The sequence below is a fragment of the Aeromonas sp. R10-2 genome (assembly GCF_040908445.1).
GTDB lineage: Bacteria > Pseudomonadota > Gammaproteobacteria > Enterobacterales > Aeromonadaceae > Aeromonas > Aeromonas veronii.
Genome location: NZ_JBFODS010000087.1, coordinates 26,414 through 52,991 on the forward strand (window position 1 = coordinate 26,414; position 26,578 = coordinate 52,991).

Sequence of the window (26,578 nt, forward strand, 5' to 3'; positions counted from 1 at the left end):
GAATGGCAATAGCAATGGCGGGATGATCCCGCCATCTCACGCATCAAGATCAAAGCGGGCGATGACAGCCTTCAGCTTGCCAGTATCACCAGCCAGTCTGGCTACGATCTCCTCCCCCTGCTGACTGCGCTGACAAGATTGCAGACTGAGCGCGGCAATGTCGTCGACCGTCCCGGATACCTCGGCGGCCACCCGCGACTGCTGCTCGGTTGCAACCGAAATGGCCTCCAGCTGTCCCGACAGCGACTGTACCAACTGGTTCATGGCACTCAGGGTATCGGTCACCAATCCGACTGCATCCCGCCCTTGCTCTACCAACCGGGTTCCGCTGCTGACGGTACTCACGGTCTGGCGAGTCTGCTGGGAGATGGCCGCAATAGTCTGGCTGATCTCGGCAGTTGATTGATGGGTGCGGGTCGCCAGCTGGCGCACCTCGTCGGCCACTACCGCAAAACCGCGCCCCTGCTCGCCTGCCCGCGCCGCTTCTATCGCCGCATTGAGTGCCAGCAGATTGGTCTGCTCCGCAATGGTGGCGATCACCTCGGTGATCTGCCCCACTTGTTCACTCTGATGCTCCAGCAGCCCCATGGCTTCGTTGGCCTGTCCAATCATGGCGGCAATCTGCTGCATGGTATCGCTCATTCGCGCCAGCGCGGCCTCTCCCTGACGGGTCTGCTGCCGCACCTGATGGGCACCATCCGCCACACCGGCAATGTTGCCAGCCACATCACGAGCACTCACCGACATCTGATCGATAGCCGCCGCCACCGCATCGACCCGCTGATCCTGCTCCGTCAGATCCGCCACTATGGCTCTGGTAGTGCTGCCCACATCGAGACAGGCCACCTCGACCTGCCCCACTGCGCCCTGCAACTCCCCGACCAGATGATGTAACTGGGCAGACATCCGGTTGATGGAACCAGTCAATTCTCCCAACTCATCCTGCCCTGTGATTGGCAAGGGCTCGGCCGCCAGCCGGCCATCCGCAACCTGCCCCGCCCGGGTCACCAGACAGGCAATGTCACGGGTCAGACGGCGACTAAAGAGCCAGGCGACTACCATGCCAAGCACGATGGCACTGCCGGTAGCCAACAGCAGAGTCTGGTTGATGGCCCTCCCGGCTCCAGTCATCTGCGCCGAAATCTGATCCACCTCGGCGCGGGTTTTCCCCACCTGCTGGACCAGCTGCTCGCTGAGGCTGGACTGCATCGGCTCGATGTCGGTGGCCATCAGGTAGTTTGCCTGATCCCAATCCGGTGCCTGGCGCTTCTCGATCACCTGTCCCACCAGCTCGGAGAAAGGGGTCGCCATCTCTTCAAACAGCAGCCAGAGGCTCTGCTGGGTGTCGGTAAAAAGCGCGGCTTGCTGCTTAACCTCAGCCACCCGCTGCTGGTGAAACTGGTAGTAATCCTGATATTTGCTGCGGTATTCGGGATCGCCTGAGATGAGAAAATCCCGCAGGGCTGAGAGAGCGTTGGCGAGGCTGTTGTAGGCATCCCCCACCTGTTTGAGCAGCATGCGGCGATCGCCGGAAAGTTGATCCTGCGGAGTACCAACTTCTTCATTGGCAAAGGATTGCAACTGATCGAGCGCCGCCTCCGCCAACGGCCCCGCCTCCTGCAACATCAGGGTGTGAGCGGGCAGATTCTCTTCACTCTGGGCGATGGTCCACACCTTCTCCTGATGGCTTTTGAAGGTCTCGAGAGACTTGGCGAGCGCCGGGCTGAACGCCTGATGGGCGATGGCCTGCCAGGCCGACTCCCACTCCTGCTTGAGGCGGGAAGCCTGAGCCGGATCCTTGCCGAGGATCAGATAGCCACGCAGGGCAGAAACGGTGGCAACCAGTGCCTTCTGGCTCGCCTCATCCCGCTGCAAGGCGGGCAGCGCCTGCTCCAGCAGGGTGTGTTGGGCCTGATTGATCTGGGTCAGCCGGTAATAGACCAGCGTGGAGGAGAGCAGGATCAGCAGGTTGATAAAACCGAAGCTGAGCAGCAACTTGCTTGAGATTTTCATGAACATCCTTGTTCAAACGGAGGGATCCAGCCAACAGAATCAGATAGATATCAGTGTAGGCAATCTATCTTGCCAAGTCCGGTGCCAATTAGCCAATTCACTGCGCGGCATCGGGCGGGCAGAGAAAAATCCCTGACAGAGGTCGCAACCGAGTTGGGCCAGCACTCGCCAGGTCGCCTCATCCTCTACCCCTTCCGCCACCGACTTCAGCCCCAGCTTGCGGGCCAACTCGATACTGGACTCGATGATAGCCAAACGTGACGGATCGGCATGGCAGCGATCGACGAAAGAGCGATCCAGCTTGAGTTCGGTGAACGGCAACAGTGCCAGCTGCTGCATCGAGGAGTAGCCGGTACCAAAATCATCGATGGAGAGGCCAAAGCCATGCATCCTTAGCCGGGTCAGCACCTCCAGAGACTTGCCCAGATCCTGCACGAATGCGCTCTCGGTCACCTCGAGGGTGATGAGCTCAGGATTGATACTCCAGCGCTTGCACTGATCAATCAATAAGTTGCAGAGGTCCCCTTCAATGAGTGAGGTGGTGGAGAGGTTCATCGACAGATTGAGTGACAACCCGGTTTCCTCCCATAAATGGCCATCACTCAGAGATTTGCTGATGATCACCTCGGTCAACGGATCGATAAGCCCGTTGCTCTCCGCCAGTGAAATAAAACGCCCGGGAGGGATCAGGCCAAACTCCGGGTGTTGCCAGCGGGCCAACGCCTCCATCCCGACCCACTCGCCGGATGCAAAACTCACCTTGGGCTGATACCAGGGCAGCAGTTGATCTTGCTCGATCGCCCGACGCAACTCATCGAGTCCTATTCTGTGCCCCTCTTCTTCTCTGACTGGTTCCTGCCGGGGTGACCAAGCCTGGATAAGCCGCTGGAGCTGCTGCGGCGTTGAGGGTTTCTCTATGCGACCGAGCACCTGCAGGCCATAAGCGGTACTCATACGCAATACGGCTTCGACCACATCCCCCTCAAGCGCGCTGGAGAGGATAATGCCGCCCTGAAAACCACCCAGCGACAGGCGGCGCAACAGCGCCATGCCATCCATTCCGGGCATTCGCAGATCGCAAAACAGGATATCGACGTTGTGTTGCTGGCTAAGCGCCAACGCCTCGATACCATCAACCGCTTCCAGCAGATTCTGGTAACCCAGGCTGCGGATCTGGTGCAGCAGCGCCTTGCGCTGAAATCCATGGTCTTCCACGACCATGATGACCAACTCATGTTGTGCTTTTTTCATCGAGCCATAATCCAATGTCGTGGGCAATCGCCGTCATCAACCTCTGCACTGTGCTGACCAGATCGTCGAGCTCGTCGAGCCGCTTCAATCGCGCTGCCGATTCCAGCATGGCAGCCTGGCTGGCAAGCTCCTCCAACCCGACCATTCGGGCAGCCCCCTTGATCCGGTGGGCTGTCTCTACCAAAGCGCTGGCATCATGACAAATCAGTGCTGCCATCATGGCCTCGCCATCCTGCCGGTTGGAATCGAGATACTCCACCGCCATGGCTCGCGCGGTCAGCTCGTCACCAAACAGCGCCAACCAGCGCTCAGCCTGCATGCCTGTAGCCCCAACAACGGGCGCAACCGCGCTTCTGGTTGGCGTCCTCTCTGCCAGCCAATGGGCCAGCATCTGGCGCAAGATATCCAGCGGGTAGGGCTTCAGTAACATGTCACTCATGCCTGCCTCTACCATACGAGCACTCGCCTCTTCCGACGTATCTGCCGTTACCCCTATGATGGGGGCCGTCACTCCCGCAGCCCGCAGCGCCTTGGTCAGGGCATAACCATCCATCACCGGCATATGGCAATCAGTCAACAGCAGAGAGAATTGCTGTCCCTGCCAGGCCCGCAGAGCCTTCTCGCCATCTTCCACGACCTGAGCCTCGATACCAAGAATGGCCAACTGCCGTGCCAGCAAGGCACGATTGACCGGATGATCATCGGCCACCAATACTTTGCCACCCAGCTTCTCTGCAAGCGCAGGGAGGATTGGTGTGACCCGCTCCTGTAGCAATTCGTGGCAGCTCTCCAGCAGAAGATCCGGATAGAGAGGAGATAGACCCAGGCGCCACCATTTCTGTTCACCAATCCGACCCCGTAACGCCTCATCGGGTGACGCTATGATCCCCTTCAGCGCAGAGTGTTGCAGCCAGCTTTGCCATTCCCCCCCAAGCGCTTGCTCAAGCCACCGTTGATCGGCCAACAGCAACCCGTCCAGTGAGCGACTGAGCTCATTGGCCCCCAAGTACCTGAGCTTGGCCCCCTGCCGTACCATGGCCGCTTCGAGGTTGGTGTCATCGCTGAAAAACCACCATTCTGTGTCAGCCAGAGCAGGGGGATCCCACTGCGGATTGGTAAGCGGTACGGTAAAGCGGAAGCTGGAGCCCTCTCCTGCCTTGCTGGTCAGTGTCAGTGCCCCCCCCATTTTGCACACCAGCTGCTCACAGATTGCCAACCCCAGTCCGGTGCCACCAAAACGACGGTTGATATCTGACTCCACCTGCTCAAAAGGCGTGAACAGCAGCGCCTGCTTCTCTGCGGCGATCCCGATACCGGTGTCACTGACACTGATGGTCAGTTGCTCGCTCAGGTAGCTGACCCGAATCGTAATCCCCCCTTGTTCGGTAAACTTCACCGCATTGTTGAGCAGGTTGGAGATGACCTGACCGATACGCACCCCGTCGATGTCGGCCCAATCCGGCACATGATGCTCCCACTCCAGCACCACGTTGAGCCCCTTGTTATGAGCCAGTGCCGCATGGCCACGAATGGCATCGCAGATCACCGTTTGCAACCGGCTGCTCTGGTAATTCAACTGCAACTGACCCGCTTCTATCTTGGAGAAATCGAGGATGTCATTGACCAGATAGAGCAGGTTATTGGTCGAGGTGACCACATTGCGCACCATAAAACGCTGGTCGTCGTTGAGCTCGCTCATTTGCAGCAATTCGAGCATGCCATGCATGCCTGAAATGGGTGTTCGTAGTTCATGGCTCATGGTTGCCAAAAAGCGACTGCGCGCCTGCATCGCCTGCTCGGCATAGGCGCGAGCTTCGCGCAGCTCTTATTCCTGTTGCTTGAGGGCGGTAATATCTTGAATCACTCCGTTAAGGATGAGCTCTTGCTTTTCTTGTCTGACAAAGTTGCCACGCACTTGCAGATAGCGATCTCCATCAGGCCGCTCCACCCTGACCTCCAGATCGAGGGGGGCCAGGGTCTCGGCATGGTTGGCCACCTTGCTGACAAACTCCTGCAGGGCCTGTTCGGTAAAGCCAAATACCTCACCACCCGATTCAGCGTTAAATAAATCCTGGTGAGATACCCCCAGAATCTCGTTGGCCCCCTGAGAGGCATAAAGAAAGCGCCCCTTGCCCGGCCCTTGCCACAAATACTGATAGACCACCCCAGGCATGCTGTCGGTAATCTGGGTAAGGCGATTTTCAGCCTGACGGGCGCGCTCCTCCGCCTCCTTGATCCGGCTGACATCGGTCAGTACTGTCAACACCCCTAGCATATTGCCATCGGGATCGCGATAAGGGCGTTTGGCATAGATAACATGGCAGGGCGTACCATCAGCTCGCAGGTTACTGCCTGCCCCCTCCAGATCCTGTCCTGTCTGCCACACCAAACGCTCTTCTTCCAACACACTGTTTCTGAGTGTCTCGGGCATGTTTTGCAGCTCCTCACTGCTACTGCCAGCACCAAGGAAAGCATCGCGATAGGCCTGATTGCACAAGGTGATCCGCTGCTCGCTATCACGTAGCGCCACCATGGTTGGCAGTGAGTTGAGTAAGGTCTGCACAAACAGCAACTGTTCATTCAGCTTGTCCTCTGCGATTTTCCGCTGCGCAATCTGGCGACGCAAACTGCGAGCCCAGAACATCACCAACAAACCGCTGACGAGCAAGGCGCCCCCCCCTATGGCCAACCATTTGTAAATAAGGGTGTAATCAGACTCGATATTGACCGACACATTGAGCCAGCGTCGTTCCAGCAGTTGCCACTCCTCATCTGTGATGGTCAGCAGCAACTTGTCCATGATGTGGAGCAACTCGGGCTGAGCATTATCGACGGCCATACTGATAGGTACGGAAAATTCGGGGGAGCTCAGCACTACCTGATACTTATCATTGAAACCCTTCATCGCCTGCTGTCCCAGATTGGTCATGGTCAACAGCACATATTCGGCTCGCCCAGTATCAAGCAAGGTCAGTAAATCGGCATCTTTGCCTACTTCGATAATATTGGCGCCCAGCGCGTGAATGAGAGAGGCTTCGTAAGAGCCCGTCACACCACCAATCAGACGCCCTTTCAGCTCGACCAACGACTTCAGCGGGCGAGCACCGTGTCTGGCTACAACATAGCTGTCGAACTTCAGATAGGAGGAGGTAAAAGAGGCAAAGGACTGACGATCCTTGAGCGGTGTCATCAAGGGAATAAGGTCCACTTTGTGCTCTTTCAGCAGTTTTAGTGACTCCTGCCAGGTATTTGTCGACGCCAGCTCAAAGCGGATCCCGGAGCGCAGACTCAATAACTTCATCAGGTCTGCCGTATAGCCATGCAATTCACCTTCGTCATCGATTTCACTGATGCCGGCAAATCCGGGGGCAACGGCGAACTTGATGACCTTGTTTCTCTGCTTCAGCCAACTAGCCTCATCTGGTTCCAGCAACAGACCTGCGTTGGCGCGTTCATTTTTCTGATGCAACCGTAATCGTGAGTCTGCAACGGGTATCCGTTGATATGCCTGCCAAAGCTTCTCGCTCAGCTCTGGCTGGCGGGAGCTGGTCGCCATCGTCAGCGTGCTGCCAGAAAGCCACCCTGGAGCGACAACCCCCATTGATGCAGGCATTCTCTCCATCTTAAGGGAAACAATTGGTTCCAAATCAAGATATGCATCGACAGCGCCCAGCTTGACCATATAGGTCGCCTCGTCACGGCTCTCAAGCTCAGTTACATCAGAGATCCCCAAACGATCCAACTCAGTGCAACTGCCAAACCCGCGAATACAGACCCAGCGTAACTTGCGCGCCTGCTCCAGGGTCAATTGCTGATCCGGGGTATGCATTAAAATGGAGCGAGCATAAGAACCGATACTGCCAATAGGGTTTATCCCCTTCAATTCAAGAGCATTACGTTCGACCCCGATTAATGCATCAATCTGGCCGCCTTGGAGAGCAATCTGGGCATCTACGTAGGAGTTGTAGGGGATATAACGCAATGACACGCCCATTTCGGCTGCGATGCGCGAGGCCAGCTCCTTGAGCGGACCGGCATAACGCAGGTTGGGGAGTTGATAGATGAAAGGGAGATAGCCGCCACGGGGAACCCCAACCAGCAGCTCCTTTTGTGCAGAAATCTCGTTACTTGTGCTCTCATCTTGCGGTTGGGGAGCCGCAACAGCCAACATGCCCGAAAACAACAGCAACATGGGAAGAAAAAGCTGACGAAAGAGTGGCATAAGGTCTTGTCCTGATGAGTAAAACAGATAGGGCTGCCACCTCTAATCTTGCAGATCCTGACGACGCAAGGCGAGAAAACAATCGCAGCTGTTACAAAGAGGGCGGAGAGGATAATACTGAGTCACCAACATGTGAACCTGGAATCAACCATAAGATGGAAAAATGGCAGGCATGCAGCCTGCCATTTCACTAGCGAGGGGGATCTTATTCTCCCCTTCGCGATCAGGTTATTCGATTCCCGAGGCGGAAGCCGGTTTGATACTCCCGCTCGCGAACAAGGGCGATTTGACCCTGATATCCTTCCAGCCCGATATCCCTGAGCAGGGCGGGCGACAGATTGACCTGCACGAGACGACGCTCGACCCGGGCAATCCTTCTCTGGACCAGGGATTCAACACTGCGCAGTAAAACCAGTTCGATAGACATGACATTCTCCAGTTGAACATGCGGTTCTCCCGGAGAAAGTGGATATCACCCTGCGGGACGAACCGCGGGTGATAAAAAGACAGGGGTTACCTGTTTACGCCACGCGGTAAAAGAGCACGAGATTTCACGCCGCACGCAGTGCCGCGAGAGAATGCAATATTAAGCATCAGATGTTGCATATTCGTCTCCTTACCGGATAAAAGTTGAACAGGTTGCAGAAGTCTAAAAAATATCCGAATTTAAAACAAGCCTCTTGCGACTCCTTTTTAAACGTTTTTACGGCATTTTATGCTGCCCGACAGGGAGCTTGGGGCATCAGATCCCCGAGAGTAGCCGGTACTCTTCCAGTACATAGGTATCCGTCATGCCGCTGACATAATCGAGCAGCAGCCGCACCCGGTAATACCACTCCTGCTCGTTCTGGCAGGCAAAGCGCGGATCCGGGGTGGCGATCGCCAATCGATAGGCCTTGAGATGGCGGGCCGAGAGGCGGTGATAGAGGCGGCGCGCAAAGAAAAGCGCCTGACTCCCCTCCCCGGCCAGCAGGCGGGCAAACTGTGGCGCTGGCAGCGACAACAGGCAGGCATAACTGGTCAGCACCCCGCGCAGCGCCGCATACCCCTCCAGCTCGAGGGCCTCTACTTCGGGGCGCATAAAGACCAGCTCGCGGGCCACCCGCTTTAGGATATCGAGCACCCGCGCCGCCGGCGCCTGACCGTGCAGCAGCGCTTGCGGATAGGAGCCCTGCAAAATGGCCTGATGTTCGCTGACATAGCTCTGCGCCGCCAGCGCCACCAGATCCCGGGTCAGTTGCTGGCGAAAATGGGGGAAAAAGCCCCGACCAGAAGCCAGCGCCTCATCCAGCAAGGTGCCCATGTAGTCACTCTGGTCAGCGGCCCGCAGTGCCGCCAGCAGTTCACCCTGAGTCAGGATCCGCCGATCTACCGCATCTTCCAGATCGGCGATGCAGTAGGAGATGTCATCGGCCGCCTCCATGATGTAGACCAGCGGATGACGGCAGCCCGGGGCCAATCCCAGGCTCTGACCGAGGGCGCGGTAGAGCGGCTGCTCACTGAAGAAGATGCCCCGCTTGCTGCTCCAGCCATGATGCTGGCCATAGCTCACCCCGGGTTGCGGCTGCTGCGGGTATTTGCAGAGTGCCGCCAGTTGTCCAAGCGTCAGGTTGAGCTCGTGCAGGCTGTGCACCAGCCGCAAGCTCTGGGCGTTGCCATCAAACAGTTGCAGATCCTGACGCAATTCAGCCCACTGGGCCGAAGGTGGCTGCGCCAGCGCCTGCTGATAGAGGGGATCGAGCATCTCGCCGAGCCACTGGCTCATCACCTGCTCGCCAAAGTGGCCAAACGGCGGGTTGCCCACGTCATGAAGCAGGCAGGACATCTCCACCAGATTGATAAAGGCCCCTTCGCAGACCGTTCCTGCTGGCAAGGCGGCCAGAATGCGGCGGCTGATCTGGCGACCGGTCTCCTGCACCTCCAGCGAGTGGGTGAGGCGACTGCGCACCGAGGCCTTCACATCGAGCGGAAAGACCTGAGTCTTCTGCTGCAACCGGCGCACCGGTGCGGCCTGCACGATACGGGCGCGATCCTGCTCGGTCGCCTCCAGCAGCTCCTCGTCCCCCCAGGGGTGGATGCGCACGGGGGTAATCAAACGGCTATACATCTCGCAGCTCCTTGCCAGCAACTTCCATCAGACTCAAGACAACCTCCAGCCTCAAGACAGCAACCAGCGCCGCAGACGGGCAATATCGCCCGGATATTCCCGGCGCAGCGTCTCAATCCAGTCTTCCACGTTTTCCCACCAGGCGGGATGATCCGGGCTCTGGATCAGCTGTGCCGTCTGCTGCAATCGGCGCAGGCCAATGGAGCCTGCCGCCCCTTTTATCTTGTGTGCCTCTTCCACCACCCCAGCTTGATCCTTGGCAATCATGTTGGAGTCGAGCACTGCCATGTAGTCCGGCATCATCTTCTCGAACAGATCGACGCTGGAGAGCAGCACCGGCTTACCCACGGTATCGGCGTAATCGGTGAGGAAGGGGATATCCAGCAGGGCATCCTGATTGCCCGCATCAGCCTGCTCGTCCGCTTCATCCTCGGTCAGATCGGCAAACAGGTGACCAATCACCTCCCGCACCGCTTTGGAGCCAAGCGGCTTGTTGATCACATCCTGCATGCCGTGATCCCGGTAGTACTGGCGATCGCCGGTGGAGTTGGCGGTGAGCGCCACCATGGGTGGCAGGCTGTCGCCATAACGCTCCAGCAGGGTTTTCGCCACATCGAAGCCTGTCATATCCGGCAGCTGGATATCGAGCAAAATGAGGTCGAAATCATCCGGGTTGGCCATCGCCAACGCCTGGGTGCCGTCCCGTGCCACCTGCACCTGATGACCCAGCTTGCCCAGCAGGGCGCAGGCCACCGTCACGTTAAGCTCCACATCCTCCACCAGCAGGATATCGAGGGAGGGCATCTCCTCCTCCTGCTCTGGCAACACAGGCTCGGCGCAAGCCACTTCCAGCTCGGCGGTGAAGCAGGAACCTTCGCCCGGATCGCTATCCACATAGAGCTGCCCGCCCATCGCCTGCACCAGCTGACGGGAGACCGCGAGGCCAATGCCGGTGCCGGTGGCGTGCTTCTTGCCCTGCACCTGATAGTACATGGCGAAGATCTTCTCCTGCTGGGCGCGCGGGATACCGATACCGGTATCCTCCACCTCGAAGTGCAGGGCCAGCTTGCCCGGCTCGTCGGCGGGATGGGAGAGACAACGCACGGTGACACCCCCCTCATCGGTAAACTTGACCGCATTGCCCACCAGATTCCACAGCACCTGGCGCAGGCGGGTACCGTCAGCCATCACGAATTGCGGCATGTCGCCATCGCGATCGAAATGGAGATAGAGCCCCTTCTGCTCCGCCTGAATGCGCGACAGGGTCTCCAGCTCGTCGAGGAAGGCAGGCAAGTCGATACGGGTCGGCGCAATTTCGAGGCGACGGCGATCCAGTTTGTCCAAGTCGATGATGTCGTTGAAGATATTGCCAAGGGTCACCGCACTCAGGTGAATGGTCTTGAGCTGCTGATGCTGCTTGGGATCGAGGGGGGTATCCATCAGCATCCGGCTTAAGCCCACGATGCCGTTGAGCGGGGTGCGCAACTCGTGGCTGATGGTGGAGATAAAGGTCGTCTTGTCGCGGCTCGCCTTCTCCAGCTTGTCCTGATACTGCTTGCGCTCGGTGATGTCACGGCCAAAGCCGAGCAGGCCGAGTCGCTTGCCGAAGCGGTCGAAGAAGGGCACCTTGCGCAGCTCGAAATAAGCCTTGCGGCCATCGGGATATTCCAGCCACTGCTCGTAGGTGAGCGGCTCGTTGCTGGCAAAAACCTGCTTGTCGGTCTCCACCACCTTGTTGGCGATCTCCTGCTTGTAGACATCGAACGGGGTCAGACCAATCAGCTCGGCCTCCACCTTGCCGGTCAGCTCCTCCATGGCGCGGTTGCAACCGGAAAACTGCTCATCCTCGTTGCGGTAGTAGACCAGATCGGGGGAGCAGTCGATAAAGGAGCGCAGCAGAGCGGTGCGCTCCCCCAGATGAAGCTGGGCTTTCTCTCGCTGGAACACCTCGTTCTCGAGATCCTCGATGGCCTGCAGACGCAGGCTCTCGGCCCGGTTGGTCTCGGCAATCTGGGCGTTGAGGCGGCTGATGTTCTCCTGCAGCTGGGTATTGAGCTCCAGATCCCGCTCGCGCATATCTTGCAGCTTGCGCACCATCCTGCTCAGTCGCTGACGGGAATCCTCCAGCTGATCCACCACGATGGAGAGAAAATAGACCGCCCAGGGGGTCACCAGCAGGCCAAAAAAGACCGAGCGAACGAAGTCGATCACATCGATATTGCCGCGCAGGAACAGGGTCACCCCCATCTGGATGGCGACCGCCAGCACGATAATGCCCGCCGCCAGGAACATACTGAAGCGCACCAGTCCCAGCTTGGTCATAAGATCGACATAATATTGCGCCCAGGATTTAATCTGTTTCATCTTATTGTTTTCCCCCGATATTCGCGGTACAGAATACCAGCACAACCGAGTGAACTCTTCTTAATCTCGCACAATTAATTAACGATTCGCCGAATGAAATGAGTGGGTTAGGATAATTGGCAATATTGAGTCAGTTGCCATTAAGGTTTTTTCTTTATACTCACCGGCCGAAAAAATTCACTACCATTTAATTTAGGAGTTATCCGATGCGCAATACCACCTTGCTGGGCCTGGGCCTGCTGGTCGCAAATAGTGCTTATGCTGATTTGGGTGAAATTCCCAAGGAGTCTGGCTGGTCCGGTTTCCTGCTTGGCGGGGTCAGTGTCATCAATTACGAATCGAATTTTTATAGTGGTGATGATGAAAACCGCCGCCTGAGCGGACTGGGCAGTGCCGAGAGCAGCTCCGCCGTTGCCCCGCTGCTTAACGCCGATATCCGCTACACCTTTGCCGATACCCGCACCCAGGTCTTCCTCGGTAACCTGATCCAGGATGCCATCCGTTTCGACTTCACCCAGCAGCTCGGTATCCGTCAGGAAATGAGCGACAAGGGCATCGTAGCTGGCTCCGTGGTCTTTAATGCCATGCCGACCGAGCAATGGAGCGATCCCTTCGCGGTGGGTGTCGACCGTCAGTCGACCGATATCAAGTCAAAAGGGGTTCGCTTCGCCTGGGACAGCATCTGGGGTAGCAACTTCAATGGTAGCCTGACCACCCGCAACATCGAGGTGGATGAGGAGCGCAGCGGCAGCCAGTACGGCGCCGATACAGCAGCCAAACTGGATCGCAACGGCAAGATCCACGCCCTCGACCTCTCCTACAAATGGCAGCTGGCACCCGGTCAGATGCTGGAGCCAGCCTTTATCTACCGCCAAGCGGATCTGGATGGCAGCGCCCAAAGCTACAAGAGCAACGGCCTGCAGTTGACCTACGGCATGCGCGCTTCCCAGTGGTCTTTCGTCAGCAACGCCTATCTGGGCCAGACCAAATATGATGAGGCCAACCCGATCTTTGGCCAAAACGCCGACTCCGACGAGTTTGCCCTGACCGGTACCTTCTTCTGGCACCGCCTGTTCGGTATTGCGCCGCTCTCGGCAACCTTTACCGCTGGCTACGCCAAGTCCGATTCCGACATCAACTTCTACGATTCTGAATCCGTGATGTTCAACACCGGCCTGCTCTACAACTTCTAACAACGGTTGTTCGCACCGATACAACAAGGCCACCCGAAGGTGGCCTTGTTGCTATCCGGCATTTGCCTCAAATACCCAGAGAGTCGAGCAGATCGTCGTGATCGTTGGCAACCGGGGCCGCAGCCTGAGCCGGCTTGGCGGCATCCTGCTTGGCCTGGGCAATCAGCGCATCGGGATCCAGCTCCTCGTGCTCCATCCCCTCATTGTGGATGCGGATGAACTCGGTTTTGTCCATCGCCAGCTCCAGATAGAAGATATTGTTGCGGGCGGTGAAGAAGGTGACGCGGCGGGACTCCGGGCTGTCGAGATTGGTATCGACGCTCAGCATCACCTGCTTGTTGAGCGCCAGCATCTTCGGCTGGTTCTGGGTGATGTGGGTCTGCAGATCCCGGCCCACCTTGACGGTAAAGCTGCCGACGATCTGGTTCATCAGCTCGCCCATCACGTTGCTCACCTCGTCAGAGGTGTGGGAGATGGCGAGATCCTCTTTGGAGAGTCCCATGCTCAGCATGTAGCTCTCGTACAGCTCCATGGCGGCGGCGGCGGAGAAGTTGATTACCACCAGACCGGAAAAACCGCCATCAAACAGCACGAAGCAGCCGATATCCGGCTTGAGGCAGGTCTTGCTGATCCGCTGCACCATGCCGGAAAACCGCACCTGACTCATGGTCGCGGCACTCAAAACGTCCGTCACCGAGTTGCACAGGCTGAGCAGCACATCCTCTGTGGTCAATACGGCATCGTCATCGGATCTTGTCACTATCATGGGACCTTCCTGAACATCGAAAATGGGCTTATCTATACCATAACTCTAACAGATGGCGCGGCCCGGAGACTGAAATAGCGACACGCCTCTCAGTTGACTCCGTTATCAGCAGCCACAGGGGTGAAACCGCTCAGCTTGGCGAGCCGGGCACGCCATATATCGGCCTGCTGCGCCAAAACTTGTGGCTCGTAAGGCACGACCGGATGAGCTCCCCAGATGGGGCCTGGCCAGGCGCGATCCGTCGCAAAGCGGGCGACATGGTGAAGATGGAGTTGCGGCACCAGATTGCCCAGCGCGCCGATGTTGATCTTGTCCGGGCTGAGGGCCTGTTCCATCAGGTTGGCGACAGAGCAGGACTCCTGCATCAGTTGTTGCTGCTGCTCCGGAGCCAGATGGTGAATTTCCCGCAGATTGGCTACTCGCGGTACCAGAATGAGCCAAGGATACTGGCTGTCTTTGGCCAGCAAGACACGGCAGAGGGGCAGATCCCCGAGCCACCGGGTATCTGCCTGCAGGCGTGAATGCAATTCAAACATGAAAACCTCGTTGAGTACGATGAACAGAGCGCCTGAAAAAAGGAGTGTCCACGTTACTGCAACGGGCAGAAAACTTAAAGCTGTGGGACGGCCCAACCGATAAAGCGCTTGCGCAGGGCCGGGTCTGCCTGGAGGAACAGCTGCTGCAACTGCCCTTCCAGCTCGCTGGCTGCCACAACGAGTTGAGCCCCACCAGCGGCCGTGGCCGTTGGCTGCGTAGCAACGGCGCCAGCCGTCAGCGCCGCCTTGCCGCCGCTGCGGTTGTATTCAGCCAGTTTGCCGTTCCAATCCACCCCAAGCAGCATGCCGCTGGTCACCAGCACATCCTGCTGGATAGCAAGCGCGTGGCCATTCTCCTGCAACGCCACCACAGGAGCCTTGGCATACGCCTGCATCCCCCGCTCGTCTCCCGGTACGCTGGCCGTCAACTGCAAATGCTGATTGCTGCCCTGATAGCGCACCACCTGCGGCTCTGAGCGTACCTGCCGATCATTCTCGCTGCTGCTGCGACTGGGGATCACCCCCTCGAAGCGCACCAGCAGTTGCTGCTCTCCATCCGCCAGGGTGGCATGCTGCTCATCTTGCAAGGTGCCGTTGCTCACCGCGAGGATGCGGAAATTCTCCGGCACCTTCACTTCCACCATGGCCTGTACACTGCCGGCCCCCAAGACTGCACAGAGCAGCACAAAACCGGTCAACCCTCTATTACTCTTCATTCCCGCTGATCTTCCTGATGCCGATGATGGGCGCAGGGTAGCAGCCGAAGATGACAGAAAAATAACGCCGCTCAGAACAGGTAGTGGGGCCGCTCGGTAAACCACTGGGCCAGCACCTGCTTGAACAGCCGGATCTTGCGCGGCACCCGCCGCTGCTGGGCATGCAGTACATGGAGCTGATGCAGCCCGCTCTGCCATTCGTCGAGCACGGTCACCAGCTCTCCCGCCGTCAGCAGCGACTCCACCAGCATCAGCGGGCACTTGGCATAGCCCATACCGGCACGCGCCAGTTGCAGCACTGTGCTGTAGTGGTTGGCTCGCACCTTGCCCTGCACCAGAATGTGGGCCTCTTCCCCCTCACGGATAAAGTGCCACTGCTCCCAAGCCGGATTGTGCCCCTGCAACATGCAGCTGCGCCCGCTCAGCTCATAGGGAGTGGCGGGACGCCCCTCTCGCGCCACCAGTGCGGGGCTCGCCACCACCACATCCTTGAGCCGCCCCAGCGGCAGGGCCACCAGATTGTCCGGCACCTCACTCATGGCGCGCAGGGCGATGTCGTTTTCTCCCTGACTCATGTCGACCATCTGGTTGGTGAAATTGAGTTCCACCTCCACTCCCGGGCAGAGCGCGGCAAAGCTGGTCAGCAGTTCGCTCACCATGCGGTCGCCAGTGCTGACCGGGCAGGTAAAGCGCAGTCGTCCGCAATCCTCTTCGGTCAGCGCCTGAATATCCTGCTCCGCCTGCCGAGCCAGCGCGAAGATCTCCCCCGCCTGCTGATAGAGGGTCTTGCCCGCCTCGGTCAGACTGAGGCGGCGGGTGGTGCGCTGCAACAGTTGTGCATTGAGGGAGGTCTCCAGCGCGCTGACATGGCGGCTCAGCATCCCCTTGCTCACTCCCAGCGTATCGGCAGCGGCCGAGAAACTGCCGCGCAGCACCACTTCATAAAAACTGGCCAGATGGGCGATATCCATCATTAGCTCCAATATGGAAACAATGGGTTTATTTTACGCGCTTTTTCGCATTTTATGTTGCGCTAGAATCGATACATCCCAACCAGGAGTGATGCAGATGAAAATTGTGATTGTGGGTGCCTCCGGCACCGTCGGCTCCGCGGTCAGTGAACTGCTTGCCAAAGATCATCAGGTGATCCGGGTCGGCCACAGCCGTGGTGATGCCACGGTCGATATGCGCGATCCCGCCTCCATCAAGGCGCTGTTTGCCAAGGTGGGTCAGTTCGATGCGCTGGTGGTAGCCAGCGGCAACGTGGCCTTCAACGGCCTGACCGAGATGACCGACGAGCAGTGGCAGGTGGGACTGGAGAGCAAGCTGATGGGCCAGATCAACCTGACCCGAGCCGCCATTCCCTATCTGACTGACAAGGGTTCCATCACTTTGATCAGCGGTATTCTGAGCGAGGAGCCGATCAACTGGGGCGTGAGCGCCAGCACAGTCAACGGCGCCATCGATCACTTTGTGAAAGCGGCCGCCTGCGAGCTACCCAGAGGCCTTCGCATCAACGTGGTGAGCCCCACCGTGCTGGCGGAGTCGATGGACAAATACGCCGACTTCTTCCCGGGGTTCGTGCCGGTGCCAGCCGCCAAGGTGGCGCAGGCTTACAAGAAGTCGGTGTTGGGCATCCAGACCGGTCAGGTGTTCAGGGTCAACGGCTAATCGCCGCTCGCTTGCCGCCAGACCAGCAATAAAAACGGGCCCCATAGCGGGGCCCGTCTGTTTCTCTGCCTATCTCCTTCGCCATCAGCAAACGTTTGTTTTTTGACGACAAAAAAAGAGAGCAACCCTTAGTCGATCAGACCGTACTGATCGCGCAGCACCTCGATGATCTCCTGCTTGGGATTGGCAGAACGCGCCAGCTTGTGGCCGATGATCTTCTCGGCGATCCCGACATAGGTGTTGGAGATATCCATCATCACTTCGGTCGGCAGCTTGTTGTCGCGGGCCAGGGCAAAACGTTCCGGCATGCGGTTCTTGTTGAGCAGGATGTCCGGATCCGGGAAGTGGTTGAGCAGCCACTGACGGAAACCCTCTTTCGACTTCTCGACAATCTGACCGTCGCGCAGGGCCGCGCCATCCCAGATACGGGAGCTGTCGGGGGTGCCCACTTCATCCATGTAGATGAGCTTTTCATTGCCCGCCGCATCGTGGACGTAACCAAACTCGAACTTGGTATCGACGAAGATCTGATCCAGCCCGGCCAGCGCGTCGCTAATGACGTTGAAGCCCTCTTTGAGCAGCACTTCGTAGCGGTCGATATCGGCCGGCTTGCTGAAGTTGAAGCCCTTATAATGGCGCTCGATATCGGCACGGGAGACGTTGACGTCATCGGCTTCCGGCACGCCATCCAGCCCTTTCAGCACGCCCTTGGTGGAGGGAGTGATGAGGATCTCCGGCAGTTTCTGATCCTTTTTCAGCCCTTCCGGCAGGGTGATGCCGCAGAACTCGCGCTCGCCATCCTTGTAGGCACGCCACATGGAGCCGGTGATGTATTGGCGGGCAATCGCCTCGATCATCACCGGACGGGCTTTTTGCACGATCCAGACGAAGGGGTGCGGAATATCCAGAATGTGGCTGTCGGCCAGTCCCTTCTCCTTGAACAGCTTGAACCAGTGGCTGGAGATGGCGTTGAGCGCCGCCCCTTTGCCCGGTACGCCGTTCAGGCCATCCACACCTTGCCAGATGCAATCGAAGGCCGAGATGCGATCGCTGATCACCATGAGGGCGAGGGGCGCATCGGCCGGCACATCATAGCCTTTCTCTTTTATGAGCCGGGCACTGTCTTCGGGGGTCAACCAGTAGACGCTGCGCACTTTGCCGGAATGGACAGGTTTATCGGTACGGATCGGCAAATCGTCATTCACCGCCAATACTTGATCTGCAAGACTCATGGCTAATAACACTTCCTGTTTGTGGGGGGTAAACATCGCGAGTTACTCACCTGCGCGCTCTGTTTGCAACGGGCTGGCAAGGGGGCTCGCATCATCGAAAACCGCTCGGAATCACCGCGTTTTCAGGGGGATTCAGATAACAAAACAGGGGCACAAGGCCCCTGTATTTATTCTGCTTTTGCTGCTGCCTGATCGGCCAGCCCCTTGGCGAACGCCTCGGACAGGCTGATATACATCTGGGAGATAACCCCGGACGATACCGGCTTCTTGTCCTTGTCGAACAGGGTGATGGAGGTCTTGCCTCCCGCCATTTCGCCAAGCTGGAAGCGGTATTTCTCCTCCTCCAGTTTGAACGGCTTGCTCCCTTTCGCCTTCCAGAACTCGGCGCCCGGCTCTTCGTACTCGACGTCGATCCAGCCCAGTGACTGCTGGGTATCCTTGATGGTGAAACCGTAAGCGGGCAGTACCTGGTTGAGACGACGCCACACCTGATCAAAGGAGCCTTCGGCAATCCAGGCGCTCAGCTCGTTGTTGTCCAGACCCAGTTGCAGACCCATGCCATCGTTGGACTTGTGCTGCTCGCGGGCTTTCAGCTGGCTGTCGTAATAGAGAGAGAACTGGTTCAGCACTCGCGCAGCATAGCGCTGGGCATCGGCTGGGGTCAGCTTGTTGCTGGTCTCGCCGTCGATGGTCTCTTCGTGATCCAGTACCCGGACCGACATATTGACGGCGTGGCGCTGGGCATCGTTGCGCACGGTGAACTGGTAACGCTGACGGATTTTGAAGTCTTCGTCATCTTCACCCCAGCCATCGAGGGCGACTGTGTTGTCAAACCAGCCGGTCTGCAATACGCCATCCTGCTGATCCAGCTTCTCGGTGGTGACCTTGTATTTGGCCAGGAAGTTCATCAGGAACGACCAGGTATCGCGCTCCACGCTCTGGCTGGTGCTCAGGGCATAGAAGGCAACGGTCGGTTCGGTTGCGCTCTGCACCACCTGACTGCCCGGTACCACTGTCAGCAGTTGAGCGGGTGGGCGCACATCGACCTGGGCGCCGAGGGCACCTTCACGGCTGCTTTCGGGAAGCGGCGGGATGTCGTACTGGCTGTTGAAGGTGGGGGCACTCAATCCTGCGGGGATCAAGAACGCGCGGCCCTCGAGGCGGGCATCTTCGTAACCGAAGTCGCGGTTGGCCATTTTGCGATCCTGGGGGGTGCTGCAACCGGCCAAGACGGCCACAGTCGCAACGCTCAGCACCAGACGGGCTCTATTTCCCTTTCCATTAGATTTAAACACTCGCCATCAACTCCGCTGTGGTCAGTGCTCGCGCCATCAGCTGTTCGCCCTCGGGGGTGAGGTCAACCAGCGGCAGACGCAAGGTGGCTGTTGCAATCAACCCCAGTTGGGCACAGGCCCATTTCACCGGGGTGGGGCTCGGTTCGCAGAACAGAGTCTTGTGCAACGGCATCAAGAGATTGTTGATGTCATGCGCCTGCCCGGCATCACCGGCCAGCGCAGCACGACACATGTCGGCCATCTGGGCCGCTGCAATATTGGTGGTGACCGAAATCACGCCATCGCCACCTTGCAGCATAAAATCACAACCAGTGGCATCGTCGCCACTGTAGAGAGCAAACTCCGGCCCGCACAGCTCGCGCAGCAGCGGGGTGCGGCTCAAATCGCCGGTTGCCTCTTTCAAACCGATAATGCCGGGAACCTTGGCCAGACGGGCCACGGTCTCCGGTTTGAGATCGCAACAGGTGCGACCGGGCACATTATAAAGAATTTGGGGCAGACCACTAGCCTCGGCGATCGCACAATAGTGGCGATAGAGACCTTCCTGAGTGGGCTTGTTGTAGTAAGGAGTCACCGAGAGGCCCGCCACCACGCCGGTTTTGGCCAGTCGCTTTGCCAATTCAATGGCATGGGCGGTATTGTTGGAGCCGCAACCGGCGATGACGGGAATGCGTCCGGCGGCATACTCAACGGTCTTTTCAACGACGGCGATATGCTCCTGCTCGCTCAGGGTCACCGATTCCCCTGTGGTACCCACCGCAACAATGGCGCTGGTCCCGGCGCTGACATGATAGTCGACCAGTTTGGCCAGACTGGCCCAATCGACTTCACCTGAAGCCAGCATGGGGGTAACGAGCGCAACAATACTACCGCGTAACATGGACTTTTCTCCCGATTTTCAGGGGCGTAATGGTAAAGCTGACCCCTTTGAAAAACAAGGGAGAGAGGGGGCAAGCCGTGATACCATCCGGAACAAAAAGTAATGAACGAAAGTCGGCAGCGTCCCTCAGGGAGTGGTCATCAGGGCCGGAGGGTTGGCTTGCCAGCGCGGCTTTCGCAACGAAATAACGGACGAGAGAAGATTTATGACTCACTACTTGGTCGTAACGGCCATCGGCACGGACAGGCCTGGCATCGTCAATGAAGTGACCCGCCACGTCAGTGGCTGTGGTTGCAACATTGTGGACAGCCGCCTTGGCATCTTCGGCAATGAATTTACCTTTATCATGCTGCTCTCGGGCGACTGGAACAGCATGATGCAACTCGAAATCAGCCTGCCCCTGCGTAGCCAGGAGTGGGATCTCATCACCATGATGAAACGCACCGAACGCCACCAGTCCCTGCAGTATGACGTCCGCGCCAGTGCCGACCTGTTGATCCGCGACGAGCCCGGCATCGTAAGCCAGTGCACCCAGTTCTTCAGCGAACATGGCTGGAACATTCAGGCGATGCAATCAATGACCCTGGAGCAGCAGCCGTTCAACCTGCTGAAGATCAGTTTTCAGCTCAATCTGGCCAGAGAGGGTGAAGTGGAAGGTTCGCAAACCGCCTTCGCCGAATTCTGTCGTCAACTGGGTGCCGAATCGTTCGAGTTTATCGTCAATCGCAAACACGCCTGAGGGCGTTTTACCCGAGGAGACCCCATGCAACCACTACAAGCTGGCAGCCCCGCCCCCGATTTCTCCCTGCCCGATCAGAATGGCAATCAGGTCAGCCTTGCTGGCCTGCGCGGCAAAAAAGTACTGGTCTACTTCTATCCCAAGGCGATGACCCCCGGCTGCACCACCCAGGCCTGCAGCCTGCGCGATGTGAACGCCGAGTTGACCGCCCTCAATGTGGTGGTGCTTGGCATCAGCCCGGACCCGGCCAAACGGCTGAAAAAGTTCGAAGAGCGGGACCAGCTCAACTTCACCCTGCTGGCTGATGAAGACCACGCCGTCGCCGATGCTTTTGGCGTCTGGGGCCCGAAGAAATTCATGGGCAAAGAGTATGACGGCATTCACCGTCAGAGCTTCCTGATCGATGAAGAGGGCAAGATTGCCCACCACTTCGACAAGTTCAAAACCAGCGATCACCATCAGGTGGTACTGGATTTCCTCAAGGGATAACCCTCCCCTGCGTCATTGAAAGGCCTGCCATGCAGGCCTTTTTTGTCTGGCCAGCAAGCCCTTGCCAGTGGATTTTTCTCACCAACTCCCCCGCCCAGATCAAAAAATTCATTTTATATATGGGTTAACGTGACCCAAGAATCATCTTCCAGCGAGATATCCCATGAACATGAGCAACACTGAGCGTTTGATCCTGAGCAACCAGTACGAAATTCTGGCGAAACTCAATCCGGAGAAAGCGGACGCCTACCAGCGCGCAAGCACCATCATCGAGCGCGGCTACTGCCTGCAGATCCTCGAGCTGGAGAAGAGCTTCGGCCATCTGGATCTGGCGACCTGCCAGGAGGTAATCGACACCCTGGAGCTGCACCACGCACTGGCCATCTCATGGGGTAATCTGGATGCCGCCGATCAGGGCGAGATCAACGCCAGCCGTCTGGAGTTCAACGGCTACAGCCGCAGCCAAGAGCGTGAGCTGGCTGACTACGTCTGCTTCCTGCTGGAGGTGGACAAGCGCTTCCCCGAGCTCAAGTGCCCGTGCGACGAGCTCTCCAGCGACATCGCCATGCGCGACAAGTACCAGCGGATGCTGCAGGTGTGGCGTCAGTGTCCACGTCAGTACAAGCTCTCCATCCAGGAGATCCGCAAGGTGCTGGCGGCCTGATCCACACACCGGCCACAACAAAAAAGGCGCCACTGGCGCCTTTTTGCATCTGAAACGGGTTATTCGTAGAGAAAGGATTTATCGAGCTGCTGGAAGGCGGCCTTGAGGGTATCGGCCAGCTCTTCATAGCGCGGCTGAGACACCAGCTGACGACGGCCACCCTGCTCATTCATCTTGCCGTTGATCTCCCGATACCAGCTCGCCAGCGACGGGGGTAAACGGGTGTCGGCACGCTGGCCGAGCCAGTAGTAGCCCTGCAGCGGCAAACTGAGCAGAAACAGCACGGAAGTGATGACGGAGGGCCAGTAGTGCAGCTCGCCAAACTGGAACTGCAGCATCACGCTCAACACCGCCAGCGCGGGGATCACCTTGAGGGCGAACTCGGTCGCCTTGATCACCCGATTTTCAGGAAACATCGAATTGAGCTCGGGACGGCGCGGCCAAAGCGTCATATAATGGCGGCCTTGCTGTAACTTAGTTCCAAAAATGTTCATGCTCATACTACCTCCGAGCGCTTTTTGAACGTACTAACGGCAAAACCTCGACAAAATTTGATGCAAAGTAACAAAGGTTGAGGATGACTTTGTTATTTTTCAACAATCGGGTTATCCTTTGTACGCCCATTTTTGCGTCAAAAGCTTCTTGCTATTGACCTGTCAGGGACGTCTGGATTTCGGGTCTTGTATCACTATACAAGGGGCAAGCAACAGATTGCCAACCCTCATAAGGATAAGTTGAAAGTTTTTGGCCGCACCGCGTCCAACGCATCCGCCTACACAACCCAATCTGCGATAGGATTTATTCATGAGTAAGCTGGTTCTTGTTCTTAACTGTGGCAGCTCTTCCCTGAAGTTTGCCGTCATTGACGCAACCACCGGTGATGACCTGCTGTCCGGCCTGGCCGAGTGCTTCAACCTCGACGATGCCCGCATCAAGTGGAAACTGAATGGCGAGAAAGGCAGTGCCGATCTGGGCGCGGGTGCCGCTCACCAGGAAGCGCTGGACTTCATCGTCAACAAGATCCTGCCGCTCAATCCGGAACTGGCCAAGAACCTGATCGCCATCGGTCACCGTGTTGTTCACGGCGGCGAGCGTTTCACCTCTTCCGTTGTCATCTGCGAAGACGTGATTGCCGGCATCGAAGCCGCCGTTCCGTACGCACCGCTGCACAACCCGGCTCACCTGATCGGTATCCGTGAAGCTCGCCGCGTATTCCCGGCACTGGCAGACAAGAACGTGGCCGTATTCGATACCGCTTTCCACCAGACCATGCCGGAAGAAGCCTTCCTGTACGCCCTGCCGTACAAACTCTACAAAGAGAACGGCATCCGTCGCTACGGCGCTCACGGCACCAGCCACTACTACATCAGCCTGGAAGCGGCCAAGCAGCTGAACAAGCCGGTTGAAGAGCTCAACATCATCAACTGCCACCTGGGCAACGGCGGTTCCGTCTGTGCCATCAAGAACGGCAAGTCTGTTGATACCTCCATGGGCCTGACTCCGCTGGAAGGTCTGGTGATGGGTACCCGCTCCGGCGATCTGGACCCGGCCATCATCTTCTTCCTGCACGACAAGCTGGGCATGAGCGTCGATCAGATCAACACCATGCTGACCAAAGAGTCCGGCCTGCTGGGTCTGACCGAAGTGACCTCCGACTGCCGTTTCGTTGAAGACAACTACGACAGCAAAGAAGAGGCCAAGCGTGCCATGGACGTTTACTGCTATCGCCTGGCCAAGTACATCGGCGCCTACGCTGCCGCCATGGACGGTCGTCTGGACGCCGTTGTTTTCACCGGTGGTATCGGTGAAAACTCCGCCCCGATCCGTGAAATCACCCTGAACAAGCTGGGTCTGCTGGGCTTTGACGTTGATCACGACGCCAACCTGAAGGCTCGTTTCGGCAAGGGTGGCGAGATCACCAAGGCTGGTTCTACCAAGGCCCTGGTTATCCCGACCAACGAAGAGTGGGTCATCGCCCACGACGCGCTGGAACTGGTCGGCGCTTAATTGACGCAGTAACTCGAGGCCGCCCACAGGGCGGCCTTTTCCTGATCCCAAAAAATGAACAAGGGGTATAAAGTGGCACGCACTATTATGCTTATCCCGGTCGGCACTGGTGTCGGCGTAACTTCCGTGAGTCTGGGCGTTGTTCGCGCCATGGAACGTCACGGTGTCAATGTCAGCTTCTTCAAACCGGTTGCCCAGCCGCGTCCGGGTGAAACCGGTGCCGAGCGCTCAACCGCCGTTATCCGCGCTGCTGCCAACATCAATCCGCCCGAGCCCTTCACCCTCTCCTACGCCGAGAACATGATCAGCTCCAGCAACACCGATATCCTGCTGGAAGAGATCGTTGCCCGCTTCGAAGAACACGTGAAAACCAGTGGTGCCGAAGTGCTGGTTGTCGAAGGTATGGTACCGACCGACAAGCAGCCCTTTGCCAACAAGCTGAACTACGACGTGGCCAAGGCACTGGACGCTGACATGGTATTCGTGACCCACCCGGGCCATGACTCCAGCCAGAAGCTGAAAGAGCGCATCGAACTGGCCTGCTCCAACTTCGGTGGTGTCAACAACCCCCGTATCGTTGGCTGCGTGATCAACAAGGTTGGCGCGCCGGTTGACGAGCATGGCGTAACCCGCCCTGACCTGACCGAGATGTTCGAAGCCCATCACCACGCTTCCGACGCGGCTCACAATCTGGAAGTGCTGCAAGTGTTCGGCAAGAGCCCGCTGCGCATCCTGGGTTGCATCCCTTGGAACACCCAGCTGATCGCCCCGCGCGCCAAGGATCTCGCCAAGCATCTGGCCGCCAAGATCCTGCACAAGGGTGAGCTGGACAGCCGCCGTCTGCAGACCGTGACCTTCTGTGCTCGCTCCATTCACAACATGGTTGAGCACTTCCGTCCGGGCAGCCTGCTGGTCACCTCTGGCGACCGCTCTGACGTTATCGTCTCTGCCTGCCTCTCCGCCATGAACGGCGTCAAGCTGGGCGCCCTGCTGCTGACTGGTAACTATCATCCGGAGCCGCAGGTCATGGCGCTGTGCCAACAGGCCATGGCCACCGGCCTGCCGATCATGATGACCGGTACCAACACCTGGCAGACCGCCGTCAGCCTGCAGAACTTCAACGTCGATATTCCGGAAGATGACCGCGAGCGTATCGAGCTGGTACAGGACTACGTCGCTGGCCACATCGACAAGCACTGGATCGAGTCGCTGACCGTCAGCTCTACCCGTTCCCGTCGCCTGAGCCCGCCGGCGTTCCGTTATCAGCTGACCGAGCTGGCCCGTCAGGCCAACAAGCGTGTCGTGCTGCCGGAAGGCGACGAGCCGCGCACCATCAAGGCTGCCGCCATCTGTGCCGAGCGTGGCATTGCCCGTCCGGTACTGCTGGGTAACCCGGAAGAGATCCGTCGAGTTGCCGAACAGCAGGGTGTAGTTCTGACCGATCGCGTCGAGATCATCGATCCGGCCGTTGTACGCGAGCGCTATGTGCCGCGTCTGGTCGAGCTGCGCAAGAACAAGGGCATGACCGAAGTGGTTGCTCGCGAGCAGCTGGAAGACAACGTGGTACTGGGTACCATGATGCTGGAGCGCAATGAAGTTGACGGCCTGGTATCCGGCGCAGTGCACACCACTGCCAACACCATCCGTCCGCCGATGCAGATCATCAAGACCGCGCCGGGCTCTTCCCTGATCTCCTCCATCTTCTTCATGCTGCTGCCTGACCAGGTGCTGGTCTACGGTGACTGCGCGATCAACCCGGATCCGACTGCCGAGCAGCTGGCCGAGATCGCCATCCAGTCCGCCGACTCCGCTGCCGCGTTCGGCATCGAACCGCGCGTAGCCATGATCTCCTACTCTACCGGTACCTCTGGCGCTGGTGCCGATGTAGAGAAAGTGCGTGAAGCGACCGAGCTGGCCAAGGCCAAGCGCCCCGACCTCATCATCGACGGCCCACTGCAGTACGACGCGGCCATCATGGAGAACGTGGCCAAGTCCAAGGCACCGAACTCACCGGTTGCTGGTAAAGCCACTGTGTTCGTGTTCCCTGACCTGAATACCGGTAACACCACTTACAAAGCGGTGCAGCGTTCCGCTGACCTGGTCTCCATCGGCCCGATGCTGCAAGGCATGCGCAAGCCGGTCAACGACCTGTCCCGTGGCGCCCTGGTTGACGACATCGTCTACACCATCGCCCTGACCGGTATCCAGGCTGCTCAGGCTGACGAACAAGCTTAATCAGCTCTAACCTGAAAAAACCGATCACAAAGGCTGCTCACCCCAGGTGAGCAGCCTTTTTTATTAAGTATCACTGGAACACCAGTGAAACATGCCATCCGCACCGTGTTGTGCAGAATAATGCCATCCGGCACGTCAACAACGGTTTGAGCAGAGCGTCTCGGGGACGTGTGCTCGTCAAATCAAAGATGCATCTGA

Annotated in this window: 20 protein-coding genes and 1 pseudogene; 7 read left to right on the forward strand and 14 right to left on the reverse strand. The window is 58.1% G+C overall.

Annotated features, from left to right (window positions below; all coding sequences use genetic code 11):
- Nucleotides 1–36 precede the first annotated feature (36 nt).
- The 6 genes and pseudogenes from AB5Y97_RS17225 to arcB form a co-directional block, all read right to left on the reverse strand.
- Nucleotides 37–2,013: a methyl-accepting chemotaxis protein gene (locus AB5Y97_RS17225; RefSeq protein WP_368158551.1), complete on the reverse strand. Its 1,977-nt coding sequence runs from the start codon at nucleotides 2,011–2,013 to the stop codon at nucleotides 37–39.
- 39 nt (nucleotides 2,014–2,052) lie between these two features.
- On the reverse strand, nucleotides 2,053–3,264 hold the full coding sequence (locus tag AB5Y97_RS17230) for an EAL domain-containing protein (RefSeq protein ID WP_019446212.1): 1,212 nt from the start codon (nucleotides 3,262–3,264) through the stop codon (nucleotides 2,053–2,055).
- Nucleotides 3,245–7,486, reverse strand: a pseudogene (locus AB5Y97_RS17235) (transporter substrate-binding domain-containing protein). Before AB5Y97_RS17235 ends, AB5Y97_RS17230 begins: the two are co-directional and overlap by 20 nt.
- Before the next feature lie 223 nt (nucleotides 7,487–7,709).
- A complete protein-coding gene (locus AB5Y97_RS17240) occupies nucleotides 7,710–7,913 on the reverse strand; it encodes a hypothetical protein (RefSeq protein WP_005349248.1) in 204 nt (67 codons plus the stop codon).
- A gap of 315 nt (nucleotides 7,914–8,228) precedes the next feature.
- Entirely contained in the window at nucleotides 8,229–9,593 is a 1,365-nt protein-coding gene (dgt, locus tag AB5Y97_RS17245) for a dGTPase (protein ID WP_201945849.1), read from the reverse strand.
- 51 nt (nucleotides 9,594–9,644) lie between these two features.
- The gene (arcB, locus tag AB5Y97_RS17250) at nucleotides 9,645–11,957 is read right to left on the reverse strand and encodes an aerobic respiration two-component sensor histidine kinase ArcB (protein ID WP_021231951.1); all 2,313 of its coding nucleotides are present in this window, start codon (nucleotides 11,955–11,957) and stop codon (nucleotides 9,645–9,647) included.
- A 206-nt stretch (nucleotides 11,958–12,163) separates the two neighbouring features.
- On the opposite strand from arcB, the gene AB5Y97_RS17255 reads away from it, so the two are divergent.
- Nucleotides 12,164–13,150, forward strand: coding sequence for a DUF2860 family protein (locus AB5Y97_RS17255; protein WP_019446216.1), 987 nt, complete (start codon nucleotides 12,164–12,166; stop codon nucleotides 13,148–13,150).
- Nucleotides 13,151–13,217: 67 nt separating this feature from the next.
- On the opposite strand, the gene AB5Y97_RS17260 is transcribed toward AB5Y97_RS17255, so the two are convergent.
- The 4 genes from AB5Y97_RS17260 to AB5Y97_RS17275 all read right to left on the reverse strand — a co-directional run bounded on the left by AB5Y97_RS17260 (nucleotide 13,218) and on the right by AB5Y97_RS17275 (nucleotide 16,139).
- Nucleotides 13,218–13,916, reverse strand: a complete 699-nt coding sequence (locus AB5Y97_RS17260; RefSeq protein ID WP_005339098.1) for a DUF3334 family protein — start codon at nucleotides 13,914–13,916, stop codon at nucleotides 13,218–13,220.
- Nucleotides 13,917–14,005: 89 nt separating this feature from the next.
- Complete coding sequence (locus AB5Y97_RS17265) at nucleotides 14,006–14,452, reverse strand: HIT domain-containing protein (RefSeq protein WP_179903192.1); 447 nt, start codon at nucleotides 14,450–14,452, stop codon at nucleotides 14,006–14,008.
- Nucleotides 14,453–14,526: 74 nt separating this feature from the next.
- The gene (locus tag AB5Y97_RS17270) at nucleotides 14,527–15,168 is read right to left on the reverse strand and encodes a DUF2057 domain-containing protein (RefSeq protein ID WP_342402258.1); all 642 of its coding nucleotides are present in this window, start codon (nucleotides 15,166–15,168) and stop codon (nucleotides 14,527–14,529) included.
- Between the two features lie 71 nt (nucleotides 15,169–15,239).
- Nucleotides 15,240–16,139, reverse strand: coding sequence for a LysR family transcriptional regulator (locus tag AB5Y97_RS17275; protein ID WP_201945899.1), 900 nt, complete (start codon nucleotides 16,137–16,139; stop codon nucleotides 15,240–15,242).
- Nucleotides 16,140–16,236: 97 nt separating this feature from the next.
- On the opposite strand from AB5Y97_RS17275, the gene AB5Y97_RS17280 reads away from it, so the two are divergent.
- A complete protein-coding gene (locus AB5Y97_RS17280; RefSeq protein ID WP_201945853.1) occupies nucleotides 16,237–16,839 on the forward strand; it encodes a short chain dehydrogenase in 603 nt (200 codons plus the stop codon).
- Nucleotides 16,840–16,967: 128 nt separating this feature from the next.
- Here AB5Y97_RS17280 and AB5Y97_RS17285 read toward each other — a convergent pair whose 3' ends face one another.
- The 3 genes from AB5Y97_RS17285 to dapA all read right to left on the reverse strand — a co-directional run bounded on the left by AB5Y97_RS17285 (nucleotide 16,968) and on the right by dapA (nucleotide 20,246).
- Nucleotides 16,968–18,071 (reverse strand): phosphoribosylaminoimidazolesuccinocarboxamide synthase, encoded by a 1,104-nt coding sequence (locus tag AB5Y97_RS17285; protein WP_040065098.1) that lies wholly within the window; start codon nucleotides 18,069–18,071, stop codon nucleotides 16,968–16,970.
- A 167-nt stretch (nucleotides 18,072–18,238) separates the two neighbouring features.
- A complete protein-coding gene (gene bamC / locus AB5Y97_RS17290; RefSeq protein ID WP_368158555.1) occupies nucleotides 18,239–19,366 on the reverse strand; it encodes an outer membrane protein assembly factor BamC in 1,128 nt (375 codons plus the stop codon).
- A complete protein-coding gene (gene dapA, locus AB5Y97_RS17295; RefSeq protein ID WP_005349232.1) occupies nucleotides 19,359–20,246 on the reverse strand; it encodes a 4-hydroxy-tetrahydrodipicolinate synthase in 888 nt (295 codons plus the stop codon). Before dapA ends, bamC begins: the two co-directional genes overlap by 8 nt.
- A gap of 205 nt (nucleotides 20,247–20,451) precedes the next feature.
- On the opposite strand from dapA, the gene AB5Y97_RS17300 reads away from it, so the two are divergent.
- From AB5Y97_RS17300 to AB5Y97_RS17310, 3 genes are all read left to right on the forward strand, one after another.
- A complete protein-coding gene (locus tag AB5Y97_RS17300) occupies nucleotides 20,452–20,985 on the forward strand; it encodes a glycine cleavage system protein R (protein WP_005349229.1) in 534 nt (177 codons plus the stop codon).
- 24 nt (nucleotides 20,986–21,009) lie between these two features.
- Nucleotides 21,010–21,474 carry a thioredoxin-dependent thiol peroxidase gene (gene bcp / locus AB5Y97_RS17305; RefSeq protein ID WP_042059887.1) on the forward strand — a complete coding sequence of 155 codons (465 nt, stop codon included), beginning with the start codon at nucleotides 21,010–21,012 and terminating at the stop codon, nucleotides 21,472–21,474.
- A 163-nt stretch (nucleotides 21,475–21,637) separates the two neighbouring features.
- The gene (locus AB5Y97_RS17310; protein WP_236563144.1) at nucleotides 21,638–22,138 is read left to right on the forward strand and encodes a YfbU family protein; all 501 of its coding nucleotides are present in this window, start codon (nucleotides 21,638–21,640) and stop codon (nucleotides 22,136–22,138) included.
- A 59-nt stretch (nucleotides 22,139–22,197) separates the two neighbouring features.
- Here AB5Y97_RS17310 and yfbV read toward each other — a convergent pair whose 3' ends face one another.
- The gene (gene yfbV, locus AB5Y97_RS17315; RefSeq protein WP_005339116.1) at nucleotides 22,198–22,638 is read right to left on the reverse strand and encodes a terminus macrodomain insulation protein YfbV; all 441 of its coding nucleotides are present in this window, start codon (nucleotides 22,636–22,638) and stop codon (nucleotides 22,198–22,200) included.
- Nucleotides 22,639–22,942: 304 nt separating this feature from the next.
- Between yfbV and AB5Y97_RS17320 the strand changes: the two genes are divergently transcribed.
- Nucleotides 22,943–24,145, forward strand: coding sequence for an acetate kinase (locus AB5Y97_RS17320; protein WP_368158556.1), 1,203 nt, complete (start codon nucleotides 22,943–22,945; stop codon nucleotides 24,143–24,145).
- A gap of 54 nt (nucleotides 24,146–24,199) precedes the next feature.
- Nucleotides 24,200–26,380 (forward strand): phosphate acetyltransferase, encoded by a 2,181-nt coding sequence (gene pta, locus AB5Y97_RS17325; protein ID WP_368158558.1) that lies wholly within the window; start codon nucleotides 24,200–24,202, stop codon nucleotides 26,378–26,380.
- Nucleotides 26,381–26,578 lie beyond the last annotated feature (198 nt).

Coding starts and splice junctions, on each gene's coding strand:
- AB5Y97_RS17225 (WP_368158551.1), bottom strand. CDS start 2,013: ATGAAAATCTCAAGCAAGTTGCTGCTCAGCTTCGGTTTTATCAACCTG.
- AB5Y97_RS17230 (WP_019446212.1), bottom strand. CDS start 3,264: ATGAAAAAAGCACAACATGAGTTGGTCATCATGGTCGTGGAAGACCAT.
- AB5Y97_RS17240 (WP_005349248.1), bottom strand. CDS start 7,913: ATGTCTATCGAACTGGTTTTACTGCGCAGTGTTGAATCCCTGGTCCAG.
- dgt (WP_201945849.1), bottom strand. CDS start 9,593: ATGTATAGCCGTTTGATTACCCCCGTGCGCATCCACCCCTGGGGGGAC.
- arcB (WP_021231951.1), bottom strand. CDS start 11,957: ATGAAACAGATTAAATCCTGGGCGCAATATTATGTCGATCTTATGACC.
- AB5Y97_RS17255 (WP_019446216.1), top strand. CDS start 12,164: ATGCGCAATACCACCTTGCTGGGCCTGGGCCTGCTGGTCGCAAATAGT.
- AB5Y97_RS17260 (WP_005339098.1), bottom strand. CDS start 13,916: ATGATAGTGACAAGATCCGATGACGATGCCGTATTGACCACAGAGGAT.
- AB5Y97_RS17265 (WP_179903192.1), bottom strand. CDS start 14,452: ATGTTTGAATTGCATTCACGCCTGCAGGCAGATACCCGGTGGCTCGGG.
- AB5Y97_RS17270 (WP_342402258.1), bottom strand. CDS start 15,168: ATGAAGAGTAATAGAGGGTTGACCGGTTTTGTGCTGCTCTGTGCAGTC.
- AB5Y97_RS17275 (WP_201945899.1), bottom strand. CDS start 16,139: ATGGATATCGCCCATCTGGCCAGTTTTTATGAAGTGGTGCTGCGCGGC.
- AB5Y97_RS17280 (WP_201945853.1), top strand. CDS start 16,237: ATGAAAATTGTGATTGTGGGTGCCTCCGGCACCGTCGGCTCCGCGGTC.
- AB5Y97_RS17285 (WP_040065098.1), bottom strand. CDS start 18,071: ATGAGTCTTGCAGATCAAGTATTGGCGGTGAATGACGATTTGCCGATC.
- dapA (WP_005349232.1), bottom strand. CDS start 20,246: ATGTTACGCGGTAGTATTGTTGCGCTCGTTACCCCCATGCTGGCTTCA.
- AB5Y97_RS17300 (WP_005349229.1), top strand. CDS start 20,452: ATGACTCACTACTTGGTCGTAACGGCCATCGGCACGGACAGGCCTGGC.
- bcp (WP_042059887.1), top strand. CDS start 21,010: ATGCAACCACTACAAGCTGGCAGCCCCGCCCCCGATTTCTCCCTGCCC.
- AB5Y97_RS17310 (WP_236563144.1), top strand. CDS start 21,638: ATGAACATGAGCAACACTGAGCGTTTGATCCTGAGCAACCAGTACGAA.
- yfbV (WP_005339116.1), bottom strand. CDS start 22,638: ATGAGCATGAACATTTTTGGAACTAAGTTACAGCAAGGCCGCCATTAT.
- AB5Y97_RS17320 (WP_368158556.1), top strand. CDS start 22,943: ATGAGTAAGCTGGTTCTTGTTCTTAACTGTGGCAGCTCTTCCCTGAAG.
- pta (WP_368158558.1), top strand. CDS start 24,200: ATGAACAAGGGGTATAAAGTGGCACGCACTATTATGCTTATCCCGGTC.